Below are 13983 nucleotides of genomic sequence, written 5' to 3'. Positions count from 1 at the left end.
GCTCGGCGACACCGTGGCGGGATGCTGCTCGAACGGCACGGCATCGATCTCTATCCGCATCCCTTCCTCGGCTTCACCCTGCCTCCCGGTCACCGTTCATCCGTGCTCAACACCGATGAGGAGGGGTTTCGCCTCTCGGACTCGCCGTTCGGCACGGTGGACACCACCTCGTGGCTGGCCGCGGGCGGCGGCGGGATAGTGCTGGGCAACTCGGTGGCCGTCGGCCTCGCCGCGACCTCCGACCGCGACTCGCCTCCCTCGCACCTGGCCTTCGCCTCCGGGACCCGGCAGCTCAACCTGGGCCTGTGCGCGGCGGTCTCCCTCCAGGAGCTGGTCGCCGCCACACCGTTCCTGCACGCGGCGTCCACCGTGGTGGTCATCGGTGGCGGCCCCGACTTCGTCAACCTGGTCGGCTCGCTCGACCCGAGCGGGCTGTTCGGCGCCGTCTCCTACGAGCGCACGTTCACGGAGCTCGCCGAGATCCCGCTGTTCGACCTGGCCACCCTCGCCGCCGGCGAAGAGGTGCCCGACCTCGAGTCCCGCCGCCGCAAGCGCGGCAAGGCCCCGGCCTGGAACCTCGCCGACACCGTGCCGCGGATGGAGGCGGCCGCCCGCAGGCGGCTCGAGCACCTCGGCTTCCTCGCGCGGGCGGCGGGCGGGCGTACGCGGGTCCTGTTCTGCCTGCAGCCGCTCGTGACCTCGCGCACGAGACAGCTCAGCCCCGAGGAGAAGGCACGGTACGACTTCGACGCACCCGTCTTCGGCGTCCTGCACAGCGCCATCGAGGAGAACTGGGACGCCTACGCCGCCTTGTACGCCAAGGGCTGCGCCGACCTGGGGATCTCGTTCCTGAACCTGTCCGCCGACCTGTTCGAGGGCGACGCGTTCGCGGACACCGTGCACTTCACCGACGACGGCAACCGGCAAGCCGCGGAAATGATCCACCGGGCGCTCGAGGGCGCCGCCTAACCGAAAGGAAGCATGATGTCCCACGTGGCGATCCAGGCCGAGCGGCTCCAGCAGATCCGTGACATCCTCGTCGACGTCCTGGAGATCGAGCCGGACGAGCTGACGTACACCAGCGATTTCGTCAACCAGCACGGCGCCGACTCGCTGCTGGCCATTGACATCATCGCCAGCATCGAGCGGTCCATGGGCGTGCGCATCCCGAGCGAGGCCCTTCCCGAGATGGTCAACCTGGGGGCCGTGGTCGAGCTCGTGCTCCGTTACGAGGACACCGATGCCTGAAACGGCGTCGCGCCGGGTCGTGGTCACCGGGCTCGGAGCGGTGAGCAGCCTCGGAACGGGGGCGCGCGCCTTCGCGGACGCCATCAGGGCGGGGCGGAACGGCGTGTCGCCCATCCGGAGTTTCGACGCGAGCGGGTTCCCGCACACCTACGCGGGCGAGGTCCACGACTTCTACCCCGGCCAGGTGCTGCGCAGGCTGCGGGTCGAGGAGTGGGGCCGCAGCAGCCTGTTCGCGGCCTCCGCCGCGCGGCTGGCGCTGATCGACGCCGAGATCGATCCCGCTCAGGTCTCGGCGGCGCGCGCGGGCTCGGCGATCGGGACGACGCTCGGCGAGTCGGCGGTGATCGAGGACTTGGTGAGCCAGTGGGTCGACCAGGGGCTCAAGGACATCGACCCGGTCCTCGCCCGCCGGGCGCCGGCCAACCGCATCGCCGCCGCGGTCAACGCCGAGCTCGCTCTCACCGGGGAGGCCCACACCATCGCGACAGCCTGCTCGGCGAGCAATTACACGCTCGGCTATGCCTACGACCTGGTGCGTACCGGCGAGGCCGACTTCATGATCAGCGGCGGTGCCGATTCGGTCAACCGGTGGGAGCATGCCGGCTTCTACCGGCTCGGGGCGCTGGCCGAGTCGGTGTGCCGGCCCTTCGACACGCACCGCTCGGGGATCCTCACCGCGGAGGGCGGGGTCGCGCTGTTCCTCGAGCCGCTGGAGGGGGCACTCGCCCGAGGTGCCCGTATCTATGCGGAAGTGCTCGGGTACGGCGTCAACTGCGACGCCAAGCACCCGGTGGCGCCCGACCCGACGAGCATCGCGGAGTGCATCAGGGCCGCGCACCGCAACGCCGGAGTGCGCTCCGAGGACATCGACTACATCTGCGCGCACGGCACGGGCACTCCGACCAACGACGCCACGGAGGTGAAGGCGGTGCGTGAGGTGTTCGGCGACAGGCTGCCGCCGATCAGCTCGATCAAATCCATGATCGGGCACACGATGGGCGCCGCCAGCGGCTTCGGCGCGCTGATCTGCTGCATGGCGCTGCATGACGGGTTCCTACCGCCCACGGCCAACGTGACGGAGATCGATCCGGCGCTGGGCCCCGGGGTGGACTGCGTACCGGGGACGGGCCGGACGGCCTCGCCGCGGATCGTGCAGAACCACGGCTTCGCCTTCGGCGGGAACAATGCGATCACCATCCTGGGGAGGGTCGCGTGACCACGTCGGCGCCACTCGTGATCACCGGTTGCGGCGTGGTGTCGCCTTCGGGCATCGGCCTGGAGGCGCTCACCGCCCCACGGAACCAGGCAGGGCGGGCGGAGCCTCCCGAAGGGGAGTACCCGCCCATCCCGCTGGCGGTGATCCCCGACCTCAGGGTCGAGGAGTACCTCGGCAAGAAGGGCATCAGGACCCTGGACCGGACCACGCGCCTCGCCCTGGTGGCGAGCAACCGCGCGCTGGCGACGCTGGAGACCGCCCTGAGCGACGACGACCGCGCCAGGACCGGCGTGGTGATCGGGACCAGCACCGGCAGCATCCGCAGCTCCAGCGAGTTCTCCCGCGAGACGCTGGTGCGGGAGAAGCCCTACCTGGTGCAGGCCACGCTCTTCCCGCCTTCGGTGATGAACTTCTGCGCGAGCCAGATCGCGATCTGGAACTCGCTGCGCGGCGTGAACGCCACGATCGCCGACGGCCGCGTGTCGGGCCTGGGCGCGGTCAGCTACGCCAGGAACGCGATCATCCAGGGCCACATCGACCGCGCCCTGGTCGGTGCGGTGGAGGAGCTGTGCCCCCAGTCCGCGTGGGCCTGGCACCTGTCCGGCGCGCTGGCGCCGGACGCGGCGGTGGGGGAGGGGGCGGCGGTCTTCGTCATGGAGAGCGCCGAAGGCGCCGCCGCGGCCGGCCGCGCGCCGCTGGCTGAGGTGCTCGCCTGCGAGGTCGGCACCCTGGGCATGTCAGACGTACGGCAGGGCGTGGCCACCGCCGTCGGCCGTGCACTGGAGCGCAGCGGCGTGCCCGGCGCGGCGGTCACCGCCATCTCCTTGAGCGCGTCGGTCCTGCGCGGGCTGAGAGCGGCCGAGCAGGCCGGCGTCCGCGACGCCCTGGGCGAGCCGCTGCCCGCGCAGCTCAGGACGGCGACCCTGCTGGGCGAGAGCTTCAGCGCCACGGCCGCGCTGCAGCTGGCGGACGTGCTCGCGGCCTGGCGCACCGGCCCCGCCGCGGCCGGTTCGGTGGCCCTGGTCGTCGTCACCGGCGACGACGGGAACGTCGGCTGCCTGGTGCTGCGCCACCCTGGCTGAGCCGGCGCAAAGAAGAGACCGGCCCGGAGAGCATCTCCGGGCCGGTCTCTTCGGCGTGCTAGGCGACCGTTCGCAGCTCGCGTTCGCGCTCCCCGGGCTGGACGGCCACGCGGGCCATCGCCAGGCGCAGCAGCGGCGGCGCCATCAGGGACGTGAGGACGGCGACCAGGATGAGGATGGTGTAACTCGCGGTGTTCAGCACCCCGAGCCGCAGGCCCACCATCGCGACGATCACCTCGATCACGCCTCTGGCGTTCATCCCGGCTCCCAGCGCGAGGGCCTCCCAGCGGGTGAGGCGGCTGCTCAGCGCGCCGATGAAGGCGCCGACGAACTTGCCGACGATCGCGATCGCCACCACCGCGAGGGCGGCCAGCAGGATCGCGGAGTCGCCGAGCGCCGTCAGGTCCATACGCAGCCCCGCCGTGGCGAAGAAGATCGGGGCCAGCACGGCCAGCACGACCGTACGGAGGGGCGCGAGCAGGCTCAGGTCGAAGCCGGGCGCCTGGCCGATGAGGATGCCGAGGACGAAGGCGCCGAAGACCGCCTCGAGCCCGAGGGCGTGAGTGGCGGCGGCGCCGCCCAGGAGCAGGACCACCACGGCGGCGATCGCTGGTCCCGGCGAACCCGACCTGCTGACCGGCCGCAGGAGCACCCCGACGGCGGTCCGCCCGACCGTGACCGCCAGTGCGACGAAGACGGCCAGGGCCACCAGGGACTGGACGATGCTGCCCGCGCGCAGGCCGGTCGTCGCCATGGCGGACACGACCGACAGCATCAGCCAGCCGAAGACGTCGTCGACAGTGCCCGCGGCCAGGGTGAGCTGGCCGACCTCGCGGTGCAGCAGGTTCATGTCCATGAGCGTCTTGGCGATCACCGGGATGGCGCTCACGCACAGCGCGACGCCGAGGAACAGGGCGAAGACCGTTCTGTCGCCCTGCCCGGCCATGAGCGAGGCGGGCAGCAGCAGCCCCACCCCGACGCCGCAGAGCAGCGGCACCAGGAGCCCGGCGGTGCTGACCCTGACGGCGGTCGTGCCCTTGCGCTTGATCAGGTCGAGGTCCAGGTGCATGCCGGTGATGCCGACCAGCAGCAGGACGCCGATCTGGCCCACCGCGTCGAGCAGGTGGAACTGGGCGGCGTCCCTGGGCAGCAGCCAGTCCGACACCCCCGGCGCGACGTGGCCCAGCAGGGAGGGGCCGAGCAGGACGCCGGTGCCCAGCTCGCCCACGAGCGCGGGCATGCCGAGCCGGGTGGCGAGCCTGCCGAGCACCAGGGCGACCAGCAGGAGCAGCCCGACCTGGAGCAGGAAGAGCAGGAGACTGTCGGCCGCGATGGGCGGCACCGGAGTGGTGAGATGCATGGTCAACCCTCAGCTCTCGGTCAGCGCCCGCCGGCGGTGTGCACGACTTCGCCGTTGATGTTGCCGTTGGCCTCGGAGCACAGGAAGACGATGAGGCGCGCGACGTCGTCCGCCGTGCTGAGGCGCCCGCTCGGGGTCTCCTCCACGGCCCGCGCCAGAAGCTTGGGGTCCACGGCCTCCAGGCTCTCCGTCAGCGTGCCGCCGGGCGCGACCACGTTCGCGAGCACTCCGTCGCGCGTCCACATCAGCCCGCGGACGAACCCGTGCAGCGCCGCCTTGGCCGCGCTGTAGAGCTCGGAACCGGGATTCCCGTGGGTCGCGGTCACCGACGACAGCAGCACGATCCGGCCCCACCCGCGCTCCCGCATGCCGCCCAGCGCCTGGCGGACGGTCCACAGGTGGCCTTCGACGTTCTCGCGGAACAGCCCGAGCCAGTGATCCATGGGGAAGTCCTGGTAGGGCGGGACGTCCTCCGGGTTGATCCACACCCACGACTGCGCGTTGGCCACCACGACGTCGACCCCGCCCCAGCGCTCCTCGACGGCCGACACGGCCTGCCTGATGGAGTCCGGATCGGCCAGGTCGTACGGCAAGGCGCACGCCCGGTCCTCGCCGCCCAGCTCCTCGACCACGCGCTTGGCCGCGGCGTCGGAGGTGTGATACGTGATGGCGACCCGCGCCCGCTCCGCGGCGAAGACGCGGGCCGTGGCCAGGCCGATGCCCCGTGTGGCGCCGGTGATCAGTACCCGCTTGTCCGCCAAGCCAAGATCCATGTGACGTCCTTAAGTCGGCGTTGGGAGCCACCAATGTGCGGCAGCGGGCTCGAGAACGGCTGGTCACCGCCTGGTGCCGGGCTCCAGAGGGCTTCTAGGACGGGTCCCTACCGTCCGGAGCGGAGTTCACGACGACAGGGGAAGGCCGATGCTGCACGAAGAGCTCATGGAGATCAGGGACCCGGTGTTACGGAAGGTGCAGGACCATCCGTTCTGGTCCGGCCTTCGCGACGGCTCGCTTCCCGGCGAGGCCCTCGCCTATTTCGTCCAGCAGGACACCGGCTTCCTGCTGCCCGCCTACGCCCGCGCCCTGGCCCGGTGCGCCGCGGCCGCTCCCGAGGACGCCGACGCGTTCCTGCTCGGCCAGTCCGTGGCGGGCACGCTCGAGGCCAAGGACCGGCTGCGCCAGGCCTACACCGGGCTGGCCGGAGAGCTCGGCCTGCCGGAGCTCGGCGAGCAGATCCCGGTGGACCCGGCCACGCACGCGCACGCGTCCTTCTTCGCGGCCGCCACCGCGCGCTCCTACTACGCAGGGATCGGCGCGCTGCTGCCCATGGTCTGGTTCAACGCCGAGGTGTCGGACAACCTGAAGCTCAACGCGGCGCCCGGCTCCCGTTATCTGCCGTGGATCGAGGTCTACCACCCGGGTGAGTCCTACGGGTACGCCGTGCGGGCGTTCCTGGACATGATCGACCGGGCCGGCGAGAGCTGCTCGGCCGCGGAGCGTCGGCTCATCGTCGAGCAGTTCTCCACCAGCGTCCGTTACGAATGGGCCTTCGCGGAATGCTGCCTGCGGCAGCCCTCCTGGCCGGTTTAAGGAGAAAGGTCGCCGAATGAGCACGGAAACCCCCATTCACTACCCCTTCGCGTGGACACCTCCGATGGAGGTGCCCGAGGGGCTGCGTGGCCTGCGGAGCAAGGCTCTCGTCGAGGTCAGGCTGCCCAGCGGTGACACGGCGGTGATGGTGACGCGTTATAAGGATGTCAGGAAGCTCTTCGCCGACGAGCGGCTGAGCAAGAACATCGCCAGGCCCGGTGTCGCGCGGATCTCCGCGGACAACGAGCTGTTCGTCGACCCCGAGATCGACGCCGACCCGCCGGACCACACCAGGATGCGCAGCCTGGTGACCAAGGCGTTCACCGCGCGCCGGATCGAGCGGCTGCGGCCCTATGCGCAGGAGACCGTGGACCAGCTGCTGGACGAGATGGAGGCCGGGCCCAAGCCGGTCGACCTCAACGAGGCGGTCGCGTTCCCGCTCCCGATCCTGGTGATCTGCAAGCTGCTCGGCATCCCCCCGGAGGACAGGAACCGGTTCCGCAGGCTGGTGGACGGCTTCCTGTCCGTCACCAAGCTGCCCGCCGACGAGGTCGAGGAGTGCCGCAAGGGCCTGTGGGGCTATCTCGTCGAGCTGATCGCCGCCAAGCGGGAGGACCTGGGCGACGACCTGATCAGCGCCCTGATCAAGGTACGCGACGAGGACGACAACCGCCTGTCCGAGCACGAGCTGCACTTCTGGACGCAGAGCCTGCTCATCGCCGGCTACGTCACCACCGCCAGCCAGATCGGCACCGGGACCGCGGTGCTGCTCCACCGGCAGGACCTGGTCAAGGAGATCCGGGCCGACTACTCGCTGGTGCCGTCGGCGGTGGAGGAGCTGCTGCGTACGCAGATCATGGGCTCGTCCATCGGGACCCTGCGCTACGCGCTGACGGACATCCCGCTGTCCGACGGCACGGTGATCAAGGAAGGCTCCAGCGTCCTGCTGTCCGAGGAGTCGGCCAACATGGACGAGACCGTGTTCAACGATCCCTTCACGCTGGACATCCGGCGTAAGGAGAACCACCACATGACGTTCGGCGCGGGCATCCACTACTGCGTCGGCGCGGCCCTGGCCCGGATGGAACTCCAGGTGGCCACCGAGACCCTGCTGCGGCGGTTCCCGGACCTGCGCCTCGCGGTGCCCGGCGACGAGCTGCCCCGGGGCCTGGGCGGGTTCATGGAGGGCTTCAGCGAGATTCCGGTCACGTGGTGACCAGACCGCGCACCGCGCTCGTCACCGGGGCCAACCGCGGGATCGGCCGCGCGGTCGCCACCGAGCTGTACCGCAGGAACCTGCGGGTGGTGGTGACCGCGCGGGACCCCGAGACGGCCCTCGCCACCGCCGCCGACATCGGTCCCGGCGTCTGCCCGCACGTGCTGGACGTCACCGACCCCACCGGCGTCATGCTGCTGCGCAAGGAGCTCGAGCACGTCGACGTGCTGGTGTGCAACGCCGGAGTCCTGCTCGACGCGCGCACCGACCCCCTCACCGCGCCGCTCGACCTGGTCGACCGGACGCTGCGGGTGAACCTGATCGGCTCGTGGCGGCTGGCCCAGGCCTTCGTCCCGTCCATGATCCGCCGCGGGTGGGGCCGCGTGGTGCTGATCTCCAGCGGGACGACCGCCGAGTTCGGCGGGGCCCTCTTCGCCGGCGCCCCCGGCTACTCGCTCTCCAAGAGCGCGTTGAACGGCCTGACCACGATGCTGGCCGCCCAGTGCGAGGGCACCGGGGTGCTGGTGAACGCGGTCAACCCGGGACGCGTGCGTACCGACATGATGCCCTCCGGCCACGTCACGCCGGAACAGGCCGCCCGGTTCATCGCCGACGTGGCGACCCTGCCGGCCGGCGGGCCGAACGGCAGCTTCCTCACCGAGAAACGTTAAGGAGAGAGCATGGAATTCGACCTGACCGGCAAGACGGCCGTGGTCACCGGGGCCGGCGCCGGGATCGGGCTGGCGGTCACGCAGAAACTGGTCTCCGCGGGCGCCGACGTCTTCGGCGGGGCACGTACCGTCAGCGCGGACCTGCTGGCCACGACGCCGCACACCCTCGAAGTCGACCTCCTCACCAAGCAGGGCCCGCAGTCGCTGATCGACGCGGCGCTCGCCAAGTTCGGCGGCATCGACATCCTGGTCAACAACGTGGGCGGCGGGGTGAAGCTGGCCTCGGGCTTCCTGGACATCGAGGACGACGTCTGGCAGCACACGTTCGAGCTCAACGTCCTGACCACGATCCGGGCCACCCGGGCGGCGCTCCCCAGCCTGGTCGAGCGGAACGGCGCCATCATCAACATCGGCTCGATGAACTCGAGCATGGTGGACCCACGGCTCGGGCACTACTCGGCCGCCAAGGCCGCGCTCACCAACATCGGCAAGGCGCTGTCCGCGGAGTTCAGCTCGCAAGGCGTCCGGGTCAACACCATCTCGCCCGGGCCGGTCCGTACCCGGCTGTGGACGAACCCGGAGATCGCGAAGCGCGCGGGGATGACCCCGGAGGAGTTCGTCGCCACCGTGCCCAAGATGACGGGGCTCTCCACGGGGGAGATGATCGACCCCGACGAGATCGCGACCCTGGTCGTCATGCTGGCGTCCGGCAGGGTCCGCAGCATCACGGGCGCGGAGGTCATGATCGATGCCGGTATGGCTCCTCCGGCTCACTACAACCGCCCCTCCTGAGGGCGACGCGCACGAGGCCGGCTCACCGCCACGCGGCTAGCCGGCCTCGATCGTGCGGGTGGTGGCTTCTGGCGACGCCTCTTCGGTCCACGTGATGCTCAGCGGGGCACGGCTCTCAGGGGGATGCAGCCGGCCCGCGCGGTGGGTGGCAGGGCGGCGGCCAGCGTGGGGAGCGTCAAGCGGCCGACCTGGTCGCCGGGTAGAGGTGGCGGCGCTCCTCGGGCAGCAGGCCGCCCCAGATGCCGTGCCGCACCTCCAACCGTACGGCGACCGCCAGGCACTGCTCGGCCACCGGGCAGTCGCGGCAGATCGCCTTGGCGCGGTGGGCGGCGCTGTGGCCGGCGTCGTGGAAGAACAGATCGGGATCGCTCTGCGCGCAGCCGGCCCTGGCCGTCCAGTGCTCGGCGACGGGCGAGCACTCCAGCCGGGCGAGGGCGTCGTCGCCGGGGTGGGCCGGAAGGGTGAACGTCTTCATGTCTGCCCCCTCGTTTCTCCCAGCGTGCACGCCGCGGCTCGACGCCTGTTCGACGCCCGCTGGACCGGCCCGATGGACCGGCGTGGAGCGGCGTCCAGACGGGATCGAGCGGGGGAAGCGACAATCCATCACTGCAGGACGCCGAAGGAGGGTGAGGGCGTGTTAGCTCGGCTTGCCAGAGGGCTCATCAAGTTCATCTGGGACGGCCTGGTGGGTGTTGGGCGTTTCTCCGGGATGGCCCCTTTCCTGGTGGTCCCTCCGGAGAACCCGCCTCCATCTCTTCCGGCGGGACATCCGGAACAGCTCATCCCCGATGTGCCGCTGACCCCGGAGGAGGCGCGGCTCTGGAAAGAGCTGAACCGGCCCTGATCACGTCGCGCGACGGCCCAGGTCGGCGCAGACCTGCTCCACGACCACCGGATCCATCTGCGCGGCCAGCGACAGTGCCTCCGCGAGGGCCTGCTCCGCCGCGGTCCTGTCGCCGGTGGCGGCGTGGGCCACGCTGAGCTGGGTGAGCACCCGGACCTCGTACAGCGGAGCGTGGATCTTCCGGCAGAGCGCCAGCGCCTGGTCCAGATGGTGGATGGCCTTGTCCGGCTCGCCCCGGGCGGAGGCCAGCTCGCCGAGCCCGGTGAACCCCTTGACCTCGGCCAGTCGCGACCGGGCGCTGCCCGCCAGATCGATGCACCGGTCGAGCGCGGTGGCCGCCTCGGAGAACTCGCCGCGGCGCAGCCGCGCGAGCGCCAGCTGGTGCAGCGCGTACGCCTCTCCGATGGCGTCGTCCATCGACCGCACCATCGTCAGCGACGACTGGAGCACGTCGACGGCGCGGGAGAGGTCGCCCGCCTGGATGTACGCGTCGCCGAGCCAGCACAGCACCTGAGCCTCGACGCGCTTGCTCCCGGCCGTGCGGCTGAGCCGGAGCGACTCGTCGAGCAGCCGCCTGGCCTCGGCGGGGTCGCGTAACTCCAGCCGCGTCCTGGCCAGGCTGTGCAGCACGAATGCCGCGGCGGCCAGGTCCCCGTTGGCGCGGAAGATCTTCAGCGCGTGGCGGTAACCGTTCTCGGCGGCGGTGAGCCGGCCGTACATCCGGTCCAGGAACGCCAGGTCGCGGATCGCCAGCGCCTCTCCCTGGTCGTACCCCTCGGCCCTGAACATCTCGGCCGCCGCCTCGAAGTCGCGCCGGGCGTCGTCGAAGCGCTGTTCGGCGCTGTGCAGCGAGCCGAGCGAGTAGAGCATCGTCGCCTGGCCGCGTACGTCCCCGGCCTGGCGGGCGGCCTCCAGCGCGACCTCGTGGGTCTGCCGCCAGTCGTCGTAGTAGATGCGCGCCTCGAACAGCGTCACCGAGGTGATCGCCAGGTCCCAGCAGAGCTCGACGAGCCCGGCCCTGGCGGCCTGCCGGATCGCGGCCACCAGCGTCGCGCGCTCGCGCTCGAACCACTGCATCGGGAGCCCGATGATCGTCTCCATCTGCTCGGGCGGGGCCGGCCAGGACGGGGCGGCGCTGCGCACCTTGACGTAGTCGCCGCCGTACTCCAGGCTGTGCGCCTGCTGGGTGAGGGCGAGCAGGGCGCTGAGCACCCGGGTCAGCTCGTCCTTGCGTTCCACGGGGGACTCCTCGGCCACCACCCGCTCCCGCGCGAACACGCGGGTCAGCTCGTGCAGGTGATAGTGGGCGTGCCCGTCGTCCGGGCCGGACATCTCGATCAGCTGGGCGTCGGACAGGTCGTCGAGCAGGTCCTGGGCCTCGGTGAGCGGCGCGTCGAGCAGCGCGGCCGCGATCCAGCCGGAGTAGTGGGTGAAGTCGAGGATGGCCAACCGCCGGAGCAGGCGGCGGGCCGGTTCGCTCATGCTCTCGTACGTCAGGGCGAGGCTGGCCCGGATGCCCATCTCGCCGTACCTGAGCTCGTCGAGCCGCCGCGCCTCGTCGGCGAGCCGCTCCACCAGGTGGCCGATGGTCCAGTTGGGCCGGGCGGCGAGCCGGGCACCGGCGATGCGCAGGGCCAGCGGGAGGTGGCCGCAGAGCTGCGCCAGGGCGGCGGCGGGCTCCGGGTCGTCCTGGATGCGGTCGCTGCCGGCGATGCGCTTGAGCAGGTTGATCGACTGTTGCGACTCGAACGTCTCGATCTCGACGGACATGGCGCCGGGCAGCCCGACCAGGCGGCTGCGGCTGGTGACCATGACGGCGCAGTCCGGGTAGCCGGGCACGAGGGGGAGGACCTGGCTCTCGCTGCCGGCGTCGTCGAGCACGATCAGCATGCGCCGGTTGGAGAGCATGGTGCGGTAGACCTCGGCCCGTTCCTCCAGGCCGTCGGGTATCTCCGTGCCGGGCAGGCCGAGAGCGCGGAGGAAGCGTTCGAGCACCTGCTTGGGATGGACCGTGGGCGATGCGGCGCCGTGCAGGTCGGCGAAGAGCTGGCCGTCGGGGAACCTGTCGGCGATGGCATGCGAGGTGTGCACGGCGATGGCGGTCTTTCCGACGCCGGGCTTGCCGTAGATGACCGCCACCGGCACGGCGAGCTGGCAGCGGTCCGAGGTCAGCAGCCGTCCTATCGTCTCCACCTGCCGGCGGCGGCCGGTGAAGTCGGCGATGTCGCTGGGAAGTAATCGCGGCGTCCCCTGGGGCGCGGCGGAGGGGGATTCGCGTGGGGGTGGGGGTGGGGCCGGGGCGTTGAGGCTTTCGTGCGAGGTGAGGATCGCCTGATGCAACTGGCGGAGCTCCTCGTTGGGCTCCAGCCCCAGCTCCTCGATCATGGTCTCCCGCGTGTGCTGGTAGACCTGTAACGCCTCCGCCTGGCGCCCGGACCGGTACAGCGCGGTCATGAGCTGACCGCGTAAGCGTTCGCGGAGCGGGTGCCTCTCGACGAGCTCGGTGATCTCGGCCACCAGCTCGCGGTGCCGGCCGAGCTCGAGTTCGAGCTCGATGCACTCCTCGTTGATGGTGATCTGCCGCTCGGTGAACCGGGTCACCGCCGAGCGGACCAGCCGACTCTCGATGCCCTCCAGCGGCCCGGTGCACAGGGCGAGGGCCTCGCGGTAACCGCGTACGGCGTCGTCGAGCTGCCCGGCGTCACGCGCGCGCCGCGCTTCGGCGGTGAGCCGCCGGAACCGCTGCGCGTCGATCTGGTCGTCGTCGCAACGGAAGATGTAGCCCTGCGACTCGGTGGTGATGATGTGGGGATGTCCGTACGAGGCGAACAAGCGCCGGAGTGCGGAGATGCAGATCTGGATCTGCGCCCGTGACGTGGCCGGCGGGTCGTCGCCGTAGATCGCCTCCATGAGCCTGCGGACCGAGACCACGCGCCCCGCCTCCAGCAGGAGGACGGCGAGAACGGCCTGCTGCCGCGGGCTGCCGAGGTCCAGCCGCTTCCCCTCGATCATGATTTCCAAAGGGCCGAGGATCCGAATCTCCACCCCGTGTCTCCCGTTCAGCCCGGCGATGGCGTGCGCGCAGCCGACATCACTGGTACGCCCATCACCGTCATCGGCGCAGGACAGGCCCCCTGACCGGCTGCGATAGAGGACCGATGGATTACCCCCTACTCGCGGAGTGTACAGCGCGGTGCATTTGGAAGCCAGATTAGACCTATTTCTTCGCGATCTGTTCGCGACGCGGTCGCCTCTCATGCCGCAGCGGTACTCCATTGTCCGGAACCTGTGTGTACACGTGAATGCGAAAACGGCCGCCCGGGGGCGGCCGCTAGGCTTGTACGGGGAGCGCCGGGTCAGTCCCAGGGAGTGCCATCATCGTGCATGGAGCTGAGATTAGGCGACAGTGCGACCGAGCCGCCGGCGGAGTGGGCGCCGGCCCAAAGGATTGCCGCGGAGAGGGCTGCGGACAGAGCGAGCGGGATGATGCTTTTCGTGAGACGACGCCACATCATGTTTTACCTCGCGTTAACAATTGGGGCGCCTGCCGCCGCCCGGCGGGCTGCCTGTTGATCCGAAGCTATGAGCGCCCTCCATCCATTCATTATCCGTTCCCTTCTCGGGTGGCATCTTCCCAGGTCAAAGCGGATATCGGGGGAGTAGGCGGGCCGGTGGCGGGCAAATAGGCCGACGTCGCGCCCGGTCGCGCGTTACCTCCGCGAGGGCTCTTGGACCGCCCCCGAGGCGGCCCCGCGACCAGGGTGCGGGAGAAAGGCGCAGGGCATCGCCCCTGGACCGGTGCATAACTGATCGATTACATTTCCGGAGTTGCGTACGGCCTTGACAGCGGACATCACCGCGCAGGTCCTCGGTGAAATGGCGGTATATCCCGTCGGGGCGGGCCATGGAAATCGCGGTCACGCCGGTTATGCCGGCGACTGTCCGCCGTCCTGATAAATTCGCT

13 protein-coding genes are annotated in these 13983 nt (G+C 70.7%); 9 read left to right on the top strand and 4 right to left on the bottom strand.

All coding sequences use genetic code 11. The annotated features are described in order from the left end of the window. Positions 1–21 precede the first annotated feature (21 nt). The 4 genes from ABD830_RS09740 to ABD830_RS09725 are packed head-to-tail and all read left to right on the top strand — an operon-like array spanning position 22 to position 3546. Positions 22–969: an SGNH/GDSL hydrolase family protein gene (locus ABD830_RS09740; RefSeq protein ID WP_344986193.1), complete on the top strand. Its 948-nt coding sequence runs from the start codon at positions 22–24 to the stop codon at positions 967–969. A gap of 12 nt (positions 970–981) precedes the next feature. Next, the gene (locus ABD830_RS09735) at positions 982–1248 is read left to right on the top strand and encodes an acyl carrier protein (RefSeq protein WP_344986192.1); all 267 of its coding nucleotides are present in this window, start codon (positions 982–984) and stop codon (positions 1246–1248) included. Then, positions 1241–2464, top strand: a complete 1224-nt coding sequence (locus tag ABD830_RS09730; protein WP_344986190.1) for a beta-ketoacyl-[acyl-carrier-protein] synthase family protein — start codon at positions 1241–1243, stop codon at positions 2462–2464. Before ABD830_RS09735 ends, ABD830_RS09730 begins: the two co-directional genes overlap by 8 nt. Next, complete coding sequence (locus ABD830_RS09725; protein ID WP_344986189.1) at positions 2461–3546, top strand: beta-ketoacyl synthase N-terminal-like domain-containing protein; 1086 nt, start codon at positions 2461–2463, stop codon at positions 3544–3546. Before ABD830_RS09730 ends, ABD830_RS09725 begins: the two co-directional genes overlap by 4 nt. 58 nt (positions 3547–3604) lie before the next feature. On the opposite strand, the gene ABD830_RS09720 is transcribed toward ABD830_RS09725, so the two are convergent. Both ABD830_RS09720 and ABD830_RS09715 read right to left on the bottom strand, forming a co-directional pair. After that, a complete protein-coding gene (locus ABD830_RS09720; protein WP_344986187.1) occupies positions 3605–4906 on the bottom strand; it encodes a cation:proton antiporter in 1302 nt (433 codons plus the stop codon). Positions 4907–4926: 20 nt separating this feature from the next. Beyond that, entirely contained in the window at positions 4927–5679 is a 753-nt protein-coding gene (locus ABD830_RS09715; protein WP_344986185.1) for an SDR family NAD(P)-dependent oxidoreductase, read from the bottom strand. 148 nt (positions 5680–5827) lie between these two features. Here ABD830_RS09715 and ABD830_RS09710 point away from each other — a divergent pair, with 148 nt between their 5' ends. The 4 genes from ABD830_RS09710 to ABD830_RS09695 are packed head-to-tail and all read left to right on the top strand — an operon-like array spanning position 5828 to position 9175. After that, positions 5828–6496, top strand: a complete 669-nt coding sequence (locus tag ABD830_RS09710; RefSeq protein ID WP_344986184.1) for a TenA family protein — start codon at positions 5828–5830, stop codon at positions 6494–6496. Between the two features lie 16 nt (positions 6497–6512). Further along, positions 6513–7712, top strand: coding sequence for a cytochrome P450 (locus ABD830_RS09705; RefSeq protein WP_344986183.1), 1200 nt, complete (start codon positions 6513–6515; stop codon positions 7710–7712). Further along, positions 7709–8383, top strand: a complete 675-nt coding sequence (locus tag ABD830_RS09700; RefSeq protein WP_344986182.1) for an SDR family NAD(P)-dependent oxidoreductase — start codon at positions 7709–7711, stop codon at positions 8381–8383. The genes ABD830_RS09705 and ABD830_RS09700 overlap by 4 nt, the downstream gene beginning before the upstream one ends. Before the next feature lie 9 nt (positions 8384–8392). Beyond that, positions 8393–9175: an SDR family NAD(P)-dependent oxidoreductase gene (locus ABD830_RS09695; RefSeq protein WP_344986181.1), complete on the top strand. Its 783-nt coding sequence runs from the start codon at positions 8393–8395 to the stop codon at positions 9173–9175. 175 nt (positions 9176–9350) lie between these two features. Here the strand turns inward: ABD830_RS09695 and ABD830_RS09690 are convergent, their stop codons facing one another. Then, on the bottom strand, positions 9351–9650 hold the full coding sequence (locus ABD830_RS09690; protein WP_344986180.1) for a WhiB family transcriptional regulator: 300 nt from the start codon (positions 9648–9650) through the stop codon (positions 9351–9353). 159 nt (positions 9651–9809) lie between these two features. Between ABD830_RS09690 and ABD830_RS09685 the strand changes: the two genes are divergently transcribed. Beyond that, a complete protein-coding gene (locus tag ABD830_RS09685) occupies positions 9810–10019 on the top strand; it encodes a DUF6059 family protein (protein ID WP_344986178.1) in 210 nt (69 codons plus the stop codon). Here ABD830_RS09685 and ABD830_RS09680 read toward each other — a convergent pair whose 3' ends face one another. Beyond that, positions 10020–13064, bottom strand: a complete 3045-nt coding sequence (locus tag ABD830_RS09680) for an AfsR/SARP family transcriptional regulator (protein ID WP_344986177.1) — start codon at positions 13062–13064, stop codon at positions 10020–10022. Between the last annotated feature and the right edge of the window lie 919 nt (positions 13065–13983).

The organism is Nonomuraea helvata (assembly GCF_039535785.1).
GTDB lineage: Bacteria > Actinomycetota > Actinomycetes > Streptosporangiales > Streptosporangiaceae > Nonomuraea > Nonomuraea helvata.
Note: the sequence above shows the minus strand (reverse complement) of the source record. Positions and strands in the feature narration are given on the sequence as shown.